Below are 19599 nucleotides of genomic sequence, written 5' to 3'. Positions count from 1 at the left end.
ATTAAACAAATTCTTATTAAATATTAATGTGCATGTTCGTGATCATGCTCTTCTACCGCCATACCAATAAATAGAGCCGATAACATTGTAAAAATAAATGCTTGTAAAAAGGCTACTAAAATTTCTATAACAGATATAAATAATGTTAACAATAACGACATACCTGTTGAGGCTACTGGCCCAAATTGGTTTTTTAAAGTTATCATTAAAGCAATTAAGCTCATTACCACAAAGTGGCCTGCTGTTATGTTTGCAAACAAACGCACTAATAATGAAAATGGCTTAATTAACACAAAACCAACAAGCTCTATTAAAGCTAATACTGGTCTTAATATTTTTGGTACACCAGGCATCCAAAGTGTGTGTGCCCAAAAGTCTTTACTTCCGTTGGTTAAATAAATTACAGCTGTAAATATTGCTAAACACGCTGTTACTGCAATTTGCCCTGTAACGTTAAAACCAAGCGGTGTTAAGCCTAATAAGTTCAATATCCAAATAAAAAAGAAAACCGTTAACAAGTAAGGCATGAATTTTTTGTACTTTTTCTCGCCAATGTTTGGTCTTGCAATATCATCTCTAACATAAAGCACTAACGGCTCTAATAAACGCCCCACACCAGTTGGTATTGCTCCTTTTTTGTAACCTCTTGCTAATGAGCTAAAGCCAAGCAACATTAATAAACCAGCTAACAACATACCAAATACACTTTTAGTAATAGAAAAATCTAAAACTTTGTGCGCATTTGTTGCGTGATGATGATCATCAAAAACAACATGATCTGCACCTTCGTTTAACTCATAAATTTTACTGTGAATTTTTACCAGTTTTACATCTCCTTTTTCAACAATAACATGGCCATCATCATTATGATGAAACTCTGAAGACATGAAAGTTTTCAAACCTTTGCTCGTCCAAACAATTACAGGTAACGGAAAACCAACATGTTTACGCTCACCTGCATCATTTGTATAAGAATACAATGCAAAATCGTGCGAATCTGCTAAGTGATGTTTAATGTAAGCGTTAATGGATTCTGGTGTGTTTACCTGCCCTTCTTTGTTGTCTGTTGAACCACCTGAAGTGGCAAAAGATGTTAATGAAGTCAATACTACAGCTAGTACTGTAAAAAATTTGATAGATTTTGTTGCTATCATCATACCTTTAGTTATGGTCCTTAAATTTTCGTGCAAAGGTACACAATTAATTATAACTACAAACCCTTTTTAATCTTTGTTTTCTTTTGGTTAAATTTTTCTGAATCTATTTGTTATTTAATAGTTTAGAAATAGCAACAGTTTCAGCAATTAAAAAAAGAAACAATGGAATTACTAATGAAAATCTTTCGGGTTTAGTTAAAGACACATCAGTAAAAATTGTAGATTGAAAAATAAGTACAAAAAAGCCTATTTTTAAAAATATTGAAGCTAAAAATGCATATCCTGCTTGGTTTGGTAGTTTTGCTGATACAATTTCAACAATAGTATATACTAAAATTGCAGATACTGCATAATATAAATACACGCTAAATAATGAAAACACCAATGCCATTTCATTGGTATTTAAAACATAATTATGTAAAAAGTAAAATACAATAAAAAGCACTACTATGGCTGTAGCAAAAAATGCTATACGCTTAATCATTATTTTTATTTGATATGTTGGTTACTTGTATTATTACAGATACCATGGCAAAAAAAACGGCCACTAGTGTAGTAATTTTTGTGTACAGTGCGTTATTGTTTTCAAATTTAACATCTAGCCACGCGCCTAATTTTGAGCCTAAATAAATTGTTAAGCCCATTTGAATGGCCATTGTGGTAAACCTTAAATAAACATTAAGCTGTTTTTTCGGTTTTCGATTTTTGTCCTCCATTCATTTCTTTAACAGCACCTTTCATAGCACATGTTACATTAAATGTTGCACCAGGTTCAACGGCAAGTTTACCTGCTATAACTTCGCCTTCAATATGTGCTGTAGATTTTAATGTTAATGTACCAGACAAGGCTAATTTTCCAGAAAACTTACCTTCAAAATAAGCATCTGTTCCTTGTAATGTACCTTTAATAAAACCAGCTTTACCAACCACTATTTTACCGGTGGTTTTAACATTACCTTCAATAAGGCCATCAATTCTAAAATCTCCTTCACTGGTTAAATCTCCAACAATTTTTGTGCCTTGAGCAATAATATTCTGACTCGATGAACTTTCTACCATTTTGTTTTTTTTATTTTCTGAAAACATAAAACTGCATTTAGTTATTATATACGCTTAAATAAGTATTTAAGTTTTTATGAATTTGTATTATTTGATAATTTGTTGATGCCATTGCAATATAAGGCTCTTTAATTTTTTTAGCATCTTCTTTAGTTAACAACTGGTTAAATGTTTTTGCTACTTGCCCGTTTTTTAAACCATGAACTACTACAAAAGTTGTATTTGTATTGTAAACATCAATTGACGATGTTAAAGTATAATATTTTATGTTTTTAAGCACCTCATTTAATGTTTTTTGAAATGTTTGCAAAGTTTGTGGGGTGCTGTCTTCAAACTTAAAAACCACCTTGTAATGCCCAGATAAGTCTGCAGTTTCATCAACAAACTCGTTACTTGCCATTTTGGGTAATACTTTGTTTTCTATGTCTTGTGCATGTAAACCTTCGGGCGTGTTGGCATATGTAACTGCTATGTAATTTATAGCTTTTTTGTAAGCCTCATAACCGTTAAGCCTACCTAAAGCGGTTGCTTTTAAAAGCTCAAATTTTGGCACTATAGCTTCTCCATCATACAAATTAATATATTCTTTAGCTTTTGAAATAACGGTTGCGTATTCTTGGTTTTGATGTTTTTCATACAAATTTTCATATAAACTTTCTGGGCTATTTTCATCTTTTCCCGATAGTAAATCGGGGTTATTTAAAATAGTAGCATACCTAGACTCTGGGTAATTTGTAGTAATATCGTTTTTAGCAATTTTGGCTTCATCATTTTCACCTAACGCTTCATAAATTTTATATAAATTATATTTTGAAGGAAGCACCAAACGTTCTTCAGGATTGCTTTGTAATAAATTTTGAAACTTACTTTTTGCGAGTTCAAACTCTTTAAATTTTTCCTTGTAAATTAAACCCAGTTGGTAGTAAGCATAATTGCGTTCTTTTGAAATGCTATCAATTTCTTTAGCTTCCGAAGGTATTTGAGCTATATAAAACTCTGGTTTGTAACGCTCCTCATTATTTGCTGCCAAAGCATCATTACCAACAGCAGTATTTACAGCGCCTCCAGTGCTACTTTTTTTAGACCAACGCCAATTATCACCTAAAGCTCTATTGCCCCAAATTTTTACAAACTCGTTTTTACCAAAAGCCACCGTTGTTGGATTGTAAAAATAAAATACCGCTGCTTGCCCAGGCAAACCACCAGCACCACTAGTACGAATACTATTATTTGATGTTATTAAACCACTATTGCGTTGTAAGGCTTCCTGTTTTTTAAGCGCTTCTTTTTCGGCTTCGGCTTGTTGTTTTAATGTTTCAATGTAAGCTTCAAAATAGGCTGTTTTTTCGGCTTCGGGTAAGTGAACCAAGTGTAAAATACTATCATTCACTTGGGCAATGGCTTCATAGTGAATAACATCATCTAAATTATCTCTTTTACGTTTTATTACGCGATATGGTTTAGAGTTTAAAACCAAATTAGCCATGGTGCTATCATAATACAAACCAGCATCTCTATATAAAGATTTTTCAAAATGCATATCGCCTAAAATTTGATAATTTCTGGCGTTTAATATCTTGTCTTTTGATTTTTCTTGTAAAGACTTATTAAAGTATTTAGACGCAATAGAATCTGATTGATGTTGTAAATGAAATGCGCCTATTTGGTGATATATTTTATCTAGAAATGGGCGGTTTTCTCTATTTTTTTCTAAATCTGAAAGTAATTCTAAGGTTTCAAATTTATTATCGGTTTCGGAATTAAAGTTTTTTACTTTTTCTAAGTGCGCCGAAATCATATAAATCCTAGGTGTTTTTCGGTTAAGCTCAATAACTTTATTAAAAGCTATGTTTGCACTGTCTTTATAACCTAACTGATTGTATAATTGGCCTTGTATAAACCTGTAGCGCCCACGCTCATCATTACTTTTTGTGGCCTTTGCTGCAATTTCTAGTTGTGTTATAGCGCTATCAACAGATTTTGTGTTAATGTAGGCTTGTGCCAACATTGATGTGGCATCGGCTAAATCTTGCCCTTCTAATTCTTGCTGATATAAAAGGCGTTTAAGGTTTGTTATTGCAAGTTCATTATTATCTAGCCTAATGTTTGTTTTTTCTCTCCAAACTTTGGCTTGATTTATTTTATCACTAGCCGGGTATTTGTAGAGTATATAATTAAAGGCTTCTATGGCTGGTATAAAACGCTGATCAAAATAACGTGCTTTACCTAAAAGTAAATAGGCTTCATCCATTTGAGGGTTTTTTTCTTTACCCTCAATGTTCATACTGTGTTTTTGTATAGCTTTTACTGCTTTTTCTTCGGCTCTTGTAAAGTCTTGATTTTTAGATTGCCCTGGCAGAATAACCTCATCAGAAACTTGCATACGCTCAATGGGTAGTACACTCCAATAATCATCAAAATACCCTTGGTTTAAACTATTTCTACCTTGCTCTAAAGCATTGTATCCATTATAAAGCGCGTTAAACTCTGCTGTTACAGCATGAAAGTTTCTACTAATAAATTTGTCTTTTTTTCTGGAGCAACTCACTATTAAAAATGTTGCCAAAAAAAAGACAGATGTAACTTTATAAGATGTGTTCACCGTTGGTTATTTTAGTCTAAATACATAACTAATTTACATAGCTATTATTATATGATAGACGTAAAAATAAACATCTTTTCTAATAAACCTATAAATTATACCAAAGTTCTAGCCTGCAAAGTGCGCTTCTAGCTCTTTTAAGGTGGCTTCACTTGTTTTTATATCCTTTACAATTGCACCTTTTTCTAATACTACTATACGCTCGCAAACATCGGTTACGTGAAGTAAATCATGACTAGAAATTAATACGGTTACGCCTTTAGTTTCAGCTAAATTTTTAACGATGCCTTTTAAGCGTATTTGCGTTGTGGGATCTAGGTTTGCAAAAGGTTCATCTAAAATAATAACTTCAGGGTTACCAATTAAGGCAGCCACTATGCCTGCTTTTTTTTGGTTTCCTTTACTTAAATCTCTTAAATATTTTTTTTGCCCTAAAATTTCACCGTGAAAAAAATCCTCGTACTGTGCCACCAACGCATCAACATCGGCTTTATTTTGCCCGCGTAATTCACCAATAAAATAAAAATACTCTTCGGGTGTTAAATAGCCAATTAAGAAGCTTTCATCAATAAATGCCGATGTAAATGGTTTCCAATCTTCACTTTTATCAACTTGAATGTTGTTATTAACAATAAGCCCTGTTGTTGGTTGAATTAAATCTAACAACAGACTAAAATAGGTGGTTTTACCGGCACCATTATTACCTACTAGCCCAAAACTTTGGCCTTTTGGTATTTCTAAAGTTTCAATATTTAAAACCTGTTTATTATTATATTTTTTTGAAAGGTTTGATGTTGTTATCATAGTTAGTTTGTATTAACTTTCTTGATTAAAAGCAGCTATCATTTGGTATTTTGATGCTGTATATTTTTTTGTAATAAGTTTCATTAATTTTTGGTGTAGTACAATACCAATTACTCCCAAAACACCAATAACAGTGCAAGCAACTTCAAAATTTATTAAAAAATAAATAAGTGCAAATAAGCCCAATGGCAAAAGCAATAATGGTATGCCAATTAGCCATTGTACTGCACCTGTACCTTGATAATTAAATGCTGCTTTTTGATCTAAGTTTATTTTTTTTCTGTTAAAAGAACCGCCCCACATTATTACATGCGTATTAACGCCAATGTTATAAATAGCGGCCACAAAATGTGCTATTAACACCTTATAACCAAAGTAAACATAAGGTATGCCTAGTACAAAAAGTGCCACAACACTAAAAGCCATTAAAGTGAATTTAGATTTTAGGTATTGTTCATATTTTATATTTTGGCTCATTAACAGCTTGTAATAACCGCTATCCCAGGCAGGAATAAACTGCCCAAAGCTTATTAAAAATATACCTGTTGAAAACACACCTATAAGCATAAAAAACCAAGTGGCGTTTTGATATACTGGTTGCGGATAAAAAAACAAGCCATACAACAAGCCCATAACCAAAATCCAAACAGATGATTTTGTGCGTTTATTACGCAAAATCATTTTTAAATCTAATTGAAGAAAAGGCGCTATGTCACCAAAATTTTTAGTCCATTCTAAATTAGCTGCATTAACTTCTTTTACTTTTTCTTTTAAGCCGCTATCTAAAAACAATTTTTTGTGTAAAATATTAAAGTTGAAACCATACACAACGCCTAAAATTACAATGGGCGTAATTAAGTAAAGCGGGTTATGAGCAATACCCATAACTGCCGATGACAGCAAGCTAGATAAATTAATAATATTAAAATGGTTTAGGCCAAAAAGCACACCTGTTAATAATATTATTGGTAAAAAAGACAGTTCGGTTTGTGCCGATAAACTTTCTAAAATAAAATTTAAAAAATTGTTTATTAAAATAACAAGTATAAGCACTAACCACCAAATAATTACAGTTTGTACACTTTCATTTCCATTAATTATTAACGTTATACCAAAAGGAATTATGGTTAATAATGGTAAAAAATTAGCAAATGAAACTACTGATTTTTTTAAAACATAGTTTACAATACTACTGCGTTTTATTGGCAATGTTAGCAACGGTTTTACACTCATTACTGGTAGCTTTTGGAAAAAGAACCTAAATAATAAATCGGCTAAAATCCAGAAAAATATAAAACTATTAAATGCTACAAACGGACTTACATTAGGGTGTGTTTTACCAAGAATTTTAATCATAAAAAAACCAGCAAACGAAAATATAATTGCAAAATATAGCAGGAAAAAGCCCATTAATATTTTTACAGCAATGCTTTTACCCAAAGTAGCCGACCTAAAAAACGCCTTCCACTCTAGGTTTAAAAAATGCTTTATCATAGCTTAATTGTATTTTTGAGCAATAGCCTGTAAATCCATTCCCCATGATTGGCCAACCAACATAGCTTTTTGGGTTAAGCCTAATTGCTTTTCGGCAAGTTTTTTACCTAAGTTGGTTTTATAAAAAGCAGTAAGTTCTTGTATTTCCTCTTTAGTAAACTCTTCCATGTATAAATTGGCTAATTTTTCATACAAGCCTCCTAATGTTGCAGTAGCTTCTTTGGTATAATCGGCCTTTTTATCATCACTAACCATTACACCTATTTGGCTAATAGCGTTTTCAAACGCTGCACCGGCACCTGTTAGTTTTATAAATTCTATAGTTTCGTTTTTAAAAGTAGCAGCGTCTTGCGCATTAACCTGAACTGATAGTGCTAAAAAAAACAAGCAAATAAAAATAGATTTTTTCATAATATTATGTGTTAAAGTGTTAGTTACGTATGGTTAGTAAGTGTTTTTTAGTAATTGTTACAAGTTTAACTGTTATTTACAAATCTACTTAGTTATTTTTGTACAAAAATTTTACGCATGTCATCATTTCATTCACTAAGCATAAAAAACATAATTAAAGAAACCGCTAATGCTGTTAGTATTAGTTTTAATCTTCCTGAAAATTTAAAAGATACTTTTGCTTTTAAAGCAGGCCAATATATTACTTTAAAAACTACAATTAATGGCAAAGAAGTAAGACGTGATTATTCTTTATGTGTTGCACCAAATAGTAACGAATTAAAAGTTGCTGTAAAAGAAGTGAAAGATGGCACCTTTTCTGCCTTCGCAAACAACAAATTGCAAGCTGGTGACACGCTTGAAGTTGCACCACCAAACGGACGTTTTATTTTTGAACCCAACGATAAAAAAACTAAAAACATAGCCCTTTTTGCAGCAGGCAGCGGTATTACACCTATTTTAAGTATAATTAAATGTGCTTTACAAGAAGAAGTTAATAGTAAAGTTATTTTGGTTTATGGCAATAAAACCACGCAAGACACCATGTTTTTAAATGAATTGTTAGAACTTCAACACAAATATAAAGACCGTTTTTCTATACAATTTCTATTTAGCCAAAAAGATGAAGACAATGCCCTTTTTGGTAGAATAGAAAAAAGCACCGTTAACTACATTATTAAAAACAAACATAAAGATGTAGTTGTTGATGCCTTTTACCTGTGTGGACCCGAAGCTATGATAAACACTGTTAAAGATGTATTAACAGAAAATGGTATAGATACTAATAAAATTCATTTTGAATTATTTAAAGCTGCAAAACCCGAAACCAAAAGTGAAGAAGTTGTTTCTAACGGAAACACCAAAATAACAGTTATTGTTGATGATGAAGAATCTACTTTTGAAATGCCTCAAAAACAAACCATTTTAGAAGCTGCCTTAGATAATGATTTAGATGCACCTTACTCTTGCCAAGGTGGTATTTGCAGTAGCTGTTTAGCCAGAATAAAAGATGGCGAAGCTACCATGCGCCAAAACAATATTTTAACAGAAAACGAAGTTGCCGAAGGTTTAATTTTAACCTGTCAAGCACATCCAACCTCAACTTCTATTGTAGTTGATTATGATGATGTGTAAATTCAAAAAGAAACAATATAGCCTCCTTACTTATCTTTCAAAAAAACACTTCAATGTTAAAATAGTATAATATTAGGGTAATATAGTTTATGTTTTAGCGTATTCTATACTCTAGTTTAGTGATTGTATTTTTTTATTAGAAACAGATTTCATAAATATATTTATATTTTACAATTTCAAAGAAGAAACCCGTTTCAAATTTGAACTCTATGTAGTGATTTGCTTTTAAATAAAAAGTAAATTATATTTTAATAAATTAAATTCACAAAAAAAACCATTTATTAAAACTACATTCTTATATTTACGTTAATATTATTTGTAATTACACAATCTTTTAAGTGTATTATTAAATTTTAAACAAAAACTTAAACTAAACTATTATGACACTGAAATTAATTGCGCTTTTAAAAGTAAGCCAAAACCACAAAAAGAAAACCTAGTTAATAGCGTTTTACCTTTAACAAACACTTAAGTGTTTGAAATTTTTACCACATATTAAGTATTACCAATACTTTAAAAAAATACACACTACCGTTCTTATGGTTGTTTGTGTGTATAACTAATTCAACTTAAACTAAAATAATTATGAAAAAACAATTAACTAAGCTATTTAGGATTAGTCTGTTCTGTGGACTTGTACTAGCCCTTATGAGCTTTCAGGAAATTTCAGCCCAACAAACAGTTCAAGGAACCGTTGTTGATGAAGCTGGAGTTGGTATACCTGGAGCCAATGTAATAATTAAAGGTACCACCAAAGGCACCGTAACAGATTTTGATGGTAATTTTAGCCTCAGCGCTTCATCAACTGATGTGCTTGTGGTATCATTTTTAGGCTACATTACACAAAATGTAACTGTAGGCAATAAAACATCTATTAAAATTACATTAGCCGAAGATGCTGCTCAACTTGATGAAGTTGTAGTTATTGGTTATGGTACCGCTAAAAAAAGTGATTTAACAGGAGCTGTTTCACAGGTTAGTGCAAAATCGTTTGAAAAACAACCCTTAACCCGTGTTGAAGACGCCTTAGGAGGTAGAGCAGCAGGTGTTACTGTTGCAAGACAAGGCGGTGCGCCTGGTGCAGCTGTAAAAGTTCGTATTCGTGGTGTTAACTCTATAAACGGAGATAATAGTCCGCTTGTTGTTATTGATGGTATTATTGGTGGAGATTTAAGCACCTTAAACCCAAATGATATTGCCAGTATGGACGTATTAAAAGATGCTTCGGCTACTGCAATTTATGGTTCAAGAGGATCTAACGGTGTTATTATAGTTAGTACAAAAAAAGGTAGAGGTAAAGCTAAAATTGATGTAGATTATTTCACAACCGTAGCATCTGTTCCAGAATATTTACCAACACTTGGCGCTGCAGATTTTGCACGCTTAGAAAATGCTAGAAGAACACGTGTAAACGGAACACCTATATTCTCTGATGGTGAAATTGAAGCTTTTGGTATTGTTGGTGGTACTAATTATCAAAGAGAATTATTCCAAACAGGAATTTCAAACAACGCACAAATTTCGGTAAGTGGTTCTGAAGGAAATATAGATTACTTCCTTTCTGGTAACTACGTAGACCAAGAAGGTATTGTAAAAAATACAGGATATGAAAGATATTCTTTAAGAGCTAACATTAATGCAAAAATTAATGACAAGTTAAAAGTTGGTTTAAACACTTTTGCTACAAGAGCTTCTATTTTAAATGATTTAACAACTTTAAATCGTTTTCAAGGAAGTTTAATAGTAAAAGCACTTTCTTGGGACCCAACTACACCAATTTTTGATCAAAATGGTAGTTATAACAGGTTTTCATCACAATCATTAGCATCATTAAGTGCTAATCCTATTGAAGACATTAACACTACCAATGTAGAAGGTATTAATGATAGGCTAAACGTAAACATTAATATTAGTTATGATATTACAGATAATTTAAACTATACATTACTAGCCGGTGTTTCAACAATAAATAATGATACTGAAACATATAGGTTAGATCATCCTTTAAACGATGTTGGTTTTGGTTCTTCAAAAAACACAAACCACCAAGTTAGTAACATTTTAACATGGCAAAAAGTGTTTGATGATAAACATGATGTTAAAGTTACGGGGGTTTATGAATTTTCAGGAAACGAATCTAGGTTTAATAGCTATAGTGCCAATGACTTATCTATTCCTCTAGGTTTTTACTTTGCTGAATTAGCAGCTGCTACCAATATAAATAATGGCTTTGGTAATGCTTCAATAGAATCTGTAATGGGTAGGTTAGAATATATTTTTAACAATAACTTTTATATTACAGGTACTATTAGAGCAGATTCTTCTTCAAAATTCCGCGAAGGTAACAGAACGGGATACTTCCCATCGGTTTCTGCACGCTATAGCCTAAACAACTTACTTCAAAACAATAGTGTATTTACTGGTTTAAGTTTAAGAGCTGGTTGGGGTCAAGTTGGTAATCAAAATATAGCAAACTATTCAACATATCCATCAGTAGAGGTTACAAATGCTAGCCGCTATGCCTTTGATGGGTCTACAGTATCAGCAGGTTCAGCACCTGGTAGTTACGGAAATCCAGATTTAACTTGGGAAACAACAACGCAAACTAACATTGGTATTGATCTTGGTTTATTTAACGGTAGAGCCAATTTAACACTTGATGGTTATGTTAAAAACACTACTGATTTACTTTTAGATGTTCCTGTGCCAGATACTAATGGCGGTGGTTTTATTCGTCAAAATATAGGTGAAGTTGAAAACAAAGGTATAGATGTTACTTTATCTGGATCTATTATCCAAAATGAAGATTTTGTTTGGGATTCATCATTCAATCTTTCTTATTCTAAAAACGAAGTAATAGATTTAGGTGGCGTTGATGATATACAAGGCACTTTTGATAGTGTTGATGGTAAAAGTAGAACTTGGAATAGAATACAAGTAGGCGAACCTTTAGGACAATTCTGGGGAGCAACTTTTCTTGGTACATGGAAAACATCTGAAGCTGCAGAAGCTGCCGAACTTGGCTTATTGCCTGGTGATGCTAAATATGCTACTGATGAAGATGGTAATATTACATTTGGTGCCATAGGTAACGGTACACCAACTACTACGTGGGGTTTCAACAATACATTAACTTATAAAAACTGGGATTTAAACATATTATTTCAAGGTGTAGCTGGTTTTGAGGTGTTAAATGCTGTTCAAGGTATTTTGGTTGGTAACACTGGTAACCAAAGAAGCTTTTTAGCTACTGAACAATTAAACCAATGGACCGCAACAAATGAAACAAATATTCCTGCCGGTGGTGAAAACGAAATTGGCTCTACAAGATTTGTTGAAAAGGGAGATTTTGTTAGACTTAGCAACTTGTCTTTAGGCTATACTTTTAACGATATTATAGAAGGAGTAAATTATTTAAAAGTTTATGCTTCTGGTCAAAACTTATTCCTAATAACAGATTATAGTGGTTATGATCCTGAACACACCTCTAGACCCGCCAATAATGCAGGAAATGTAGACGTTGCTGCTGGTATAAACGTAGGTGCCTACCCTAACCCAAGAACATTTTCATTTGGTGTTAAAATAGGACTATAATATCGGTTTAATTAAAATTAAAAAAAGTATATATCATGAATAAAAAAGAAATATTAAAATGGCTAAAGCCCACATCAATACTTATGGCATTTGCCATGGTATTTACGGGTTGTGCCGATTTAGAAGAAGATCCAACCATAGACTACTCTTTGGCCCCTGGAACCTACAGCCAAATAGCTGAGCTTGAACTTGGTGTAACAGGTATTTATGGACGCTTAAGAAACGCATCACAATGGTCTACATTTTTTGTACACGGTTGGGCCGGTGATGATATTACCACACACAAAGTGAGTAATAAAGCAGATTTTAGAGAATTTGACCAAAGACAAGTATCTGCAACAAATGGTCGTATAGCAAACAATTGGCGTGATATTTACGCCATGGTTAGGGCTGCAAACGCTGTATTAGAAAGTATTGAAGGTGTTGAATTTACAGATTCTGATAAACAAGACAGGTTAATTGGTGAAATTTACTTTTTAAGAGGCGCTATGTTTTTTCATTTAACACGCATGCACGGTAGAATACCACTACCATTAACTTCTGTTCCTGATTTTGAAATAGGGCTAGCAACTCAAGAAGAAGTGTACCAACAAATTGAGTCTGATTTACTGCAAGCAGAAATTTTACTACCAGAAATATATCCTGGTGTTTTAGATGGTGCACCAAGACCAAACTCTGGTTCAGCAAGAGCATTTTTAGCACGATTATATTTAGATTGGGCTGGTTTTCCTGCAAAAGACAACTCTAAATACGCACTTGCAGCTTCAAGCGCCAAACAAGTAATAGATAACGCAGCAAGTCATGGTTTTGGTTTGGTTGAAGACTTAGAAAACTTATGGTTGTTAAATAATAGATTTAATGACGAAAGTATTTGGACTATAGCATACAACAGAGCCTCAGGTTTAAATAACCGTAAATTCGGAAAGTTAGGAAACCCCTCAGATTTAGGTGGTTGGCAAGAAACATTTGCTGAAATTAGATATTATGAAGACTTCCCTGAAGGCCCCAGAAAAGAAGCAACCTATAGAACTGAACATGATTGGGAAAACTTTACAGACCAACAAACACCAGTTTTCAAAAAAATTGCTGGTCCTGCAGGCGATATTCCTTTAGCTGATTTTAATACTGATAGAAACGACTTCATTATGCGCTACGCCGAAGTACTTTTAATTTATGCGGAAGCCTCTGGTCGTTCAGGAAATGTAACTCCTGCTGCTTGGGAAGCTTTAAATAAAATTAGAAGAAGAGCCGAAGGTTTACCATTTAATACACCAAATCCATCGGTTGATGTTACAAGTGGCGATATAGCTGAACTAGCTTTTACAGAACGTAAATGGGAATTTGCAGGAGAGTGGCTACGTTGGAATGACCTTGTGAGAATGGAACGTGTACAAGATGCACTATCTAATAGAAACCCACAAAGTTCATTTAATAGTCAAGGGCAATTATTACCTGTACAAAATGCCATTTTAGGCTCATTAGGTACGGATAATTATTTTGCGCCTGTACCTGCTAATGAGGTGTTGCTAAACCCTAATTTAGGTAACTAAATTTTAATTATCATATCAAAAAAAGCGGTAGGTGAAACTTATCGCTTTTTTTATTCTTTTTAAACAATATTCACTTCGTTTTCAGCATTAAAAAAAGTATATTCGTTATTAAGCTCTAACTTAATACTTCATCATGTTTACAATTAAAAATAAAGCTTTTAAATCTTCATTAACCGTACTATTATTTATTTTATTACTTACTACTTGTAAGGAAAATAAAGAACCATTAAAAGCAAGTACAACAAACAAAAAACTATTTTCAACTTTAACATCTAAACAAACAGGTATAACATTTGTAAACAAACTAACTGAAACTTTAAATCACAATTACTACCAATACAACTACTTGTACATAGGTGGCGGTGTTGCTGCTGCAGATTTTAATAATGATGGGTTACAAGATTTATTTTTCATTTCTAACAGTAATGAAAACAAATTATACTTAAACAAAGGTGATTTGGCATTTGAAGATATTACCACTAAAGCAGGTATTATTAAAACCGAAGGATTTAATACTGGTGTTTCTGTGGCCGATGTTAATAATGATGGTTTTCTTGATATTTATATTGCTAGAGGCGGTTATGAAGATGATAATAATAAATTTGAAAATTTACTTTACATAAACAACGGTAACTTAACCTTTACTGAAAGAGCTGAAGAACTTGGGTTAAACGATGCTAACAGAACAATACAAGCTACATTTTTTGATTATGACAATGATAATGACCTTGACGTTTATGTTTCAAATACACCCGATATTACTGGTAAAACCCAAATATTAGACTTACAAAAAGTACTTGCAGACCCCAAAACAAAGTTACTTAAGGGTTCAGATAGGCTCTATGAAAATGATGGCACAGGCCATTATACTGATGTCTCAGAAAAAGCAGGCCTATTATTCGATATTGGCTTTGGCTTAAACCCTCAAGTTGGTGACATTAACAACGATGGCTTTTTAGATATTTATATATGTAACGATTTCAATTTTCCAGACTTAGTTTACATAAACAATAAAAATGGCACATTTACAGAAGCGCGCAACAACGTTGTAAAACACATGTCTTTTAACAGTATGGGTAGTGATATTGCCGATATAAATAACGATGGCTTATTAGATATTATGACTTTAGATATGAATCCGCAAGATTATGTAAGATCTAAAACCACTATGGCCATGACATCTATTAGCACTTTTGAAGAAATGGTTGCCAACAACTACCATTACCAATACATGCATAACATGTTGCAATTAAACAACGCTAATGGTACTTTTTCTGAAATAGCTAAAATGGCTGGTATTGCTGATACTGACTGGAGTTGGTCTATACTCTCTGCAGATTTTGATTTAGACGGCTACAATGACGTTTATGTAACAAACGGTGTTTTTAGAGATGTTATGGATAGAGACGCTTTAGGAAATACCATGAAAGAATTAAGAGCCAACAACAGAAAACCTACAAAAGAAGATTTTTTACGTTATACCAAAATGCTTCCGCAACAAAAATTAAACAACTATTTTTATAAAAACAACGGTAATTTAACCTTTGAAGACACCTCGTTTAAATGGGCAGACTCTTTATCTACCTTTTCAAACGGCGCTGTATATACAGATTTAGACAATGATGGAGATTTAGACATTGTGGTAAACAACATAAATGATGAAGCAACCATATTACAAAATAATGCCATAGAATTAAATAGCGGAAACTTTTTAAAATTTAATTTAAAGGGCCCAAAAACCAACACGTACGGCTTAGGCGCTACAGTAAGTATACATCAAAAAGATGGTAAAATACAAACAAGACAATTGGTAAATACTAAAGGCTTTTTATCATCTGTTTCAAACACGCTTCACTTTGGTATTTCAAAAGAAAAAAGTATTGAAAAAATAATTGTAAAATGGTTAGACGGAAAAGAACAAACCCTAAAAAACATTAAATTAAATAGTCTAAACATCATTTCCTATCAAAACGCTAAAACACCCAATAATTCAAACAATGAAAAAACACCTTTGCTTACAAAAGTAGATACCAAATATAAACACACCGACCCATATTTTAACGATTTTGATTTGCAAGTATTACTTCCTCATAAATTATCACAAACAGGGCCTGCACTTTGTAAAGGCGATATAAATAATGATGGTTTAGAAGATGTTTTTATCGGCGGTGGAAAAAATCAATCAGCCAAAATTTTACTGAGTACAAAAGCGGGAACTTTTAAAGAAATTTCGAGTGCTTTTAATGTTGATAAAACTTTTGAAGACCAAAATGCCTGTTTTTTTGATGCCGACAATGATGGTGATTTAGACCTTTATGTAGTTAGTGGTAGTTATGAATTTTTTAGAACACCAAGCTTGTTACAAGACAGGTTGTATATCAACAACGGCAATGGCAATTTTAAAAGAGATGTAAATGCACTTCCAAGTTTTAACATATCTGGAAGCGTGGTTACTGCTGCCGATTTTGATAATGATGGTGATACCGATTTATTTGTTGGAGGCAGAGTTATTCCTGGTAAATACCCAAACCCACCAACAAGCACCATTCTTATTAATAACAATGGTAAATTCACTATTGAAACTAATAATGTTGCACCTCAGCTTAAAAGAATTGGTATGGTAACTAGTGCTGTTTGGGAAGACATAAATAATGATAACACCCTAGATTTAATTGTAACCGGTGAGTGGATGGGTATTGAAGTATTTTTAAATAAAAACAACATTTTAACTAAAAGTGAAAACTATTCATTATTAGCCAAACATGTTGGTTGGTGGAATAAAATAGTAGTTACTGACATTAATGGTGACGGCCTTAAAGATATAATTGCTGGTAATTTAGGTTTAAACTATAAGTTTCATGCTTCAAAAGAAAAACCTTTTAAAATTTATGCAACAGATTTTGATTTTAATGGTACCGAAGATGTAATACTTGCTAAAGAGTACAATGGGCAAGAGGTACCAGTAAGAGGGAAGACATGCATGACGCAGCAATTACCACATTTAGCTAAAAAAATTCCTAATTACAATGACTTTGCAAGCAGAAATCTTGAGGGTATTTTAGGCAAGCGTTTAAATAGCGCCTTAAATTATGAAGCTACAGAATTTAGATCGGGTATATTTATTAATAATGGTACTAACGGATTTTCTTTTGAACCCTTTGAAAATTTGATACAAACATCACCCATTAATAGTATCATTTTGCATGATTTTAATAAAGATAAAAGTATTGATATCTTACTAGCTGGAAATAATTATCAATCTGAAGTTGAAACAACCAGAGCCGATGCTGGAACAGGTAATATTTTAATAAACGATGGCCAAGGAAACTTAGCTCCTTTAAACATTAAAACCAGTGGTTTATTTGTTGATGGTGATGTTAGAAACGCTGTTTTATTAAACAACTCATTATTATTTATTGTAAATAATAACAGCAATCATAGCGTCTTTAAACTAAACTAAGGTTTGGCTTTTTTTATGTAATGCTCTCTAGGTGTTAACCTTACTAAACTTGGCTTTTTTATAAGTGTTATTAATAATTTAAAATCATTATTTGTAAATTCTGTGATATCTTTTGCAAAATAATAGTCTTCAATATCCTTTATACCTTTGAATTCTTTGGTAAACTGAAAGTTTTTCAATGCCCAGTTTAAACATTGCTTTTGCGTGGTTTCTTCTTCTAGCTTCCAAGCTAAAACATAGGCTTTTTTATTTGAAATTTTGGTAGTATCATTATCTTTCCGGCTATATTTTGATACAATTGAAGCTAGAATACTTGGACTTTTTATAAAGCCTTCAGTAGAAAAGTAACTCTTAACTATTTGTTTGTTTAAACTTGTTGTTAAAGTATTTGGGTATTCTTCTTCGTATAATTTATAAAACGTATTAGGCAAATCTTCAGCATTAATAATTTCTGTAATAAGTGTATTTAATTCTTCTTCTTTTAATACATCTTCCCAAGTACTTTTTAAGTAAAAATAAGATATTACTGCGCCCAAAATAGCAATTACAATAGCATAACAAATACCTTTAAATAGTTTTTTTAAATGTTTCATAGTAAATTATAATATACTTTTAAGTGTGTTTACAACTGCACTAGGCGTTATGGTAGCTGCTGCCTTTTCATAACCCTCAGGAAATTTATTACCGTAAATTGATGTTGGTATTTTAGGGTATTTATTTCTATCAGGGATTAACGCATAATCCTCTGGTTGGTTAAACGGTGCAAAACCTGCATACGGATGGGTTACACCCCAAATTGTTACCACTTTAACACCCAACATAGCAGCAATGTGCGCGTTTCCAGAATCCATTGAAAGCATAACATCTAAATTTGAAATAACATCTAACTCTTCATTTAGGGTTAATTTACCAGCCAAATTTACAATGTTATCTAAACCATTTTCCATGGTATTTAAAGCATCAATCTCTTTTTTTCCACCACCAAACAAATACACTTTATAATCTTTTGCCAGCGCTTTTATAACTTCTTCCATTAAGGTTAAAGGATACATTTTACCTTCATGTGCTGCAAATGGCGCAACACCTATTTGTTTTTGTTTAAAAGCGCCTAAAAGTGCTTTGCAGTTTTTGTTTAAAATGGGTTTTTCAGGAAAATTAGGATTACTTAAGTCTATTGTAAAACCTAAAGTTTCAAACACATCGGTATATCGCTGGTGTGTTGTTTTTAAGGGTTGAAAAACTTTACCAGTAGTTAATGCCTTTTTTTCGGGGCGACCTTTATTAATTTGCTTAAATGGTTTTCCTATTAAAAAAAATTTCAGAATGTTACTGCGTAAAACATTATGCAAATCGGCCACAGCATCAATTTTAAGGGCTTTAATTTCTTTTGAAAGTTTATAAAGCCCTAGAATGCCCTTATGCCTATTCTTCAAATCAGCCGAAAGTACTTCAACCTGTTTTAAATCTCTAAAAAAAGGTGTAAAAAAACCCCGAGTTAAAACAGTAATTTTAAGCTCGGGATATGTTTGGGTTAATGCTCTTAAAACCGGCACTGTCATAGCAACATCGCCCATAGCTGAAAGACGAATAACTAATATGTGTTTAGGATTTGGCATTTTAGTTTATGAAATGCTGAATAACATTTAGTGTAACAACTCTATTTTTGAGAGCGTAAAACAGGGTTTAACTCATCATCATTATACATTTTCATTTGTTTATACACCTTCATGTACTTATCGCCCTTTTCAATATCGCTTAAAAGCGTATCTATAGCCGTTGACAAATCTATACGTTGTTCAAGCAAAACGTCTAACTTTTTTTGGCAAGCTGCTCTATGTTCTTCTGTAGCATTGGTGCGTGTTGCTTCTTCATTCATATGATAAATTTTCAAAGCTAAAATAGACAACCTATCTACACCCCAAGCAGGACTTTCAGTATTTATTGTTGCATTATCTTTTGGTGTTACATGGCTATATTTTTCTAAAAAATAACTATCAATATACTCCACCATATCTGTTCTATCTTGGTTTGATGCATCAATTTGTCTTTTCAATTTTAATGCAGCAACAGGGTCTATTTGTGGGTCTCTAATTATATCTTCATAATGCCATTGTACTGTATCAATCCAACATTTTCTGTACAATAAATGCTCTAGTAAATTATCTTTACTATACTTGTTTTTAAATGGCTGATCTACGGTATCAATTTTATGATATTCTTCAATAACTTCTTGAAAAATTTTATTGGCTTTATCTGTAAACATAATGTATTAATTTAATGCGCAAATATACTTTA

Annotated in this window: 15 protein-coding genes; 4 read left to right on the top strand and 11 right to left on the bottom strand. The window is 32.4% G+C overall.

Annotation, left to right across the window (positions count from 1 at the left end; translation table 11 throughout):
• Positions 1-23: 23 nt before the first annotated feature.
• From atpB to ACXAG4_RS05540, 8 genes are all read right to left on the bottom strand, one after another.
• Positions 24-1157 (bottom strand): F0F1 ATP synthase subunit A, encoded by a 1134-nt coding sequence (gene atpB, locus ACXAG4_RS05575; RefSeq protein ID WP_475295083.1) that lies wholly within the window; start codon positions 1155-1157, stop codon positions 24-26.
• 103 nt (positions 1158-1260) lie between these two features.
• On the bottom strand, positions 1261-1641 hold the full coding sequence (locus ACXAG4_RS05570) for a DUF6168 family protein (protein WP_475295082.1): 381 nt from the start codon (positions 1639-1641) through the stop codon (positions 1261-1263).
• The gene (locus tag ACXAG4_RS05565; protein ID WP_475295081.1) at positions 1634-1873 is read right to left on the bottom strand and encodes an AtpZ/AtpI family protein; all 240 of its coding nucleotides are present in this window, start codon (positions 1871-1873) and stop codon (positions 1634-1636) included. The genes ACXAG4_RS05570 and ACXAG4_RS05565 overlap by 8 nt, the downstream gene beginning before the upstream one ends.
• Entirely contained in the window at positions 1836-2243 is a 408-nt protein-coding gene (locus tag ACXAG4_RS05560; protein ID WP_475295080.1) for a bactofilin family protein, read from the bottom strand. Before ACXAG4_RS05560 ends, ACXAG4_RS05565 begins: the two co-directional genes overlap by 38 nt.
• Positions 2244-2253: 10 nt before the next feature.
• A complete protein-coding gene (gene porW, locus ACXAG4_RS05555; protein WP_475295079.1) occupies positions 2254-4782 on the bottom strand; it encodes a type IX secretion system periplasmic lipoprotein PorW/SprE in 2529 nt (842 codons plus the stop codon).
• A 144-nt stretch (positions 4783-4926) separates the two neighbouring features.
• Positions 4927-5622, bottom strand: a complete 696-nt coding sequence (locus tag ACXAG4_RS05550; RefSeq protein WP_475295078.1) for an ABC transporter ATP-binding protein — start codon at positions 5620-5622, stop codon at positions 4927-4929.
• A 12-nt stretch (positions 5623-5634) separates the two neighbouring features.
• Complete coding sequence (locus ACXAG4_RS05545) at positions 5635-7116, bottom strand: DUF5687 family protein (protein WP_475295077.1); 1482 nt, start codon at positions 7114-7116, stop codon at positions 5635-5637.
• A gap of 3 nt (positions 7117-7119) precedes the next feature.
• Positions 7120-7527 (bottom strand): DUF2059 domain-containing protein, encoded by a 408-nt coding sequence (locus tag ACXAG4_RS05540; protein WP_475295076.1) that lies wholly within the window; start codon positions 7525-7527, stop codon positions 7120-7122.
• A gap of 117 nt (positions 7528-7644) precedes the next feature.
• On the opposite strand from ACXAG4_RS05540, the gene ACXAG4_RS05535 reads away from it, so the two are divergent.
• The 4 genes from ACXAG4_RS05535 (at position 7645) to ACXAG4_RS05520 (ending at position 17304) form a co-directional block, all read left to right on the top strand.
• A complete protein-coding gene (locus ACXAG4_RS05535) occupies positions 7645-8700 on the top strand; it encodes a 2Fe-2S iron-sulfur cluster-binding protein (RefSeq protein ID WP_475295075.1) in 1056 nt (351 codons plus the stop codon).
• A 585-nt stretch (positions 8701-9285) separates the two neighbouring features.
• On the top strand, positions 9286-12294 hold the full coding sequence (locus ACXAG4_RS05530; RefSeq protein ID WP_475295074.1) for a SusC/RagA family TonB-linked outer membrane protein: 3009 nt from the start codon (positions 9286-9288) through the stop codon (positions 12292-12294).
• A gap of 35 nt (positions 12295-12329) precedes the next feature.
• A complete protein-coding gene (locus ACXAG4_RS05525; RefSeq protein WP_475295073.1) occupies positions 12330-13844 on the top strand; it encodes a RagB/SusD family nutrient uptake outer membrane protein in 1515 nt (504 codons plus the stop codon).
• A gap of 133 nt (positions 13845-13977) precedes the next feature.
• Positions 13978-17304 (top strand): VCBS repeat-containing protein, encoded by a 3327-nt coding sequence (locus tag ACXAG4_RS05520; RefSeq protein WP_475295072.1) that lies wholly within the window; start codon positions 13978-13980, stop codon positions 17302-17304.
• Here ACXAG4_RS05520 and ACXAG4_RS05515 read toward each other — a convergent pair.
• Genes ACXAG4_RS05515 through ACXAG4_RS05505 form a run of 3 tightly spaced genes read right to left on the bottom strand, consistent with a single transcriptional unit; the run spans position 17301 to position 19567 of the window.
• Positions 17301-17897, bottom strand: a complete 597-nt coding sequence (locus ACXAG4_RS05515; RefSeq protein ID WP_475295071.1) for a transglycosylase domain-containing protein — start codon at positions 17895-17897, stop codon at positions 17301-17303. The two genes, ACXAG4_RS05520 and ACXAG4_RS05515, sit on opposite strands and share 4 nt — an antisense overlap.
• 6 nt (positions 17898-17903) lie before the next feature.
• A complete protein-coding gene (locus ACXAG4_RS05510; protein WP_475295070.1) occupies positions 17904-18920 on the bottom strand; it encodes a glycosyltransferase family 9 protein in 1017 nt (338 codons plus the stop codon).
• 41 nt (positions 18921-18961) lie between these two features.
• Positions 18962-19567 (bottom strand): DUF4254 domain-containing protein, encoded by a 606-nt coding sequence (locus ACXAG4_RS05505; protein WP_475295069.1) that lies wholly within the window; start codon positions 19565-19567, stop codon positions 18962-18964.
• Positions 19568-19599 lie beyond the last annotated feature (32 nt).

This window comes from Seonamhaeicola sp. ABD4_175, assembly GCF_056160885.1.
This window is presented reverse-complemented; position numbering and strand designations above follow the sequence as displayed.

Coding starts and splice junctions, on each gene's coding strand:
- atpB (WP_475295083.1), bottom strand. CDS start 1,157: ATGATGATAGCAACAAAATCTATCAAATTTTTTACAGTACTAGCTGTA.
- ACXAG4_RS05570 (WP_475295082.1), bottom strand. CDS start 1,641: ATGATTAAGCGTATAGCATTTTTTGCTACAGCCATAGTAGTGCTTTTT.
- ACXAG4_RS05565 (WP_475295081.1), bottom strand. CDS start 1,873: ATGGAGGACAAAAATCGAAAACCGAAAAAACAGCTTAATGTTTATTTA.
- ACXAG4_RS05560 (WP_475295080.1), bottom strand. CDS start 2,243: ATGTTTTCAGAAAATAAAAAAAACAAAATGGTAGAAAGTTCATCGAGT.
- ACXAG4_RS05550 (WP_475295078.1), bottom strand. CDS start 5,622: ATGATAACAACATCAAACCTTTCAAAAAAATATAATAATAAACAGGTT.
- ACXAG4_RS05545 (WP_475295077.1), bottom strand. CDS start 7,116: ATGATAAAGCATTTTTTAAACCTAGAGTGGAAGGCGTTTTTTAGGTCG.
- ACXAG4_RS05540 (WP_475295076.1), bottom strand. CDS start 7,527: ATGAAAAAATCTATTTTTATTTGCTTGTTTTTTTTAGCACTATCAGTT.
- ACXAG4_RS05535 (WP_475295075.1), top strand. CDS start 7,645: ATGTCATCATTTCATTCACTAAGCATAAAAAACATAATTAAAGAAACC.
- ACXAG4_RS05530 (WP_475295074.1), top strand. CDS start 9,286: ATGAAAAAACAATTAACTAAGCTATTTAGGATTAGTCTGTTCTGTGGA.
- ACXAG4_RS05525 (WP_475295073.1), top strand. CDS start 12,330: ATGAATAAAAAAGAAATATTAAAATGGCTAAAGCCCACATCAATACTT.
- ACXAG4_RS05520 (WP_475295072.1), top strand. CDS start 13,978: ATGTTTACAATTAAAAATAAAGCTTTTAAATCTTCATTAACCGTACTA.
- ACXAG4_RS05515 (WP_475295071.1), bottom strand. CDS start 17,897: ATGAAACATTTAAAAAAACTATTTAAAGGTATTTGTTATGCTATTGTA.
- ACXAG4_RS05510 (WP_475295070.1), bottom strand. CDS start 18,920: ATGCCAAATCCTAAACACATATTAGTTATTCGTCTTTCAGCTATGGGC.
- ACXAG4_RS05505 (WP_475295069.1), bottom strand. CDS start 19,567: ATGTTTACAGATAAAGCCAATAAAATTTTTCAAGAAGTTATTGAAGAA.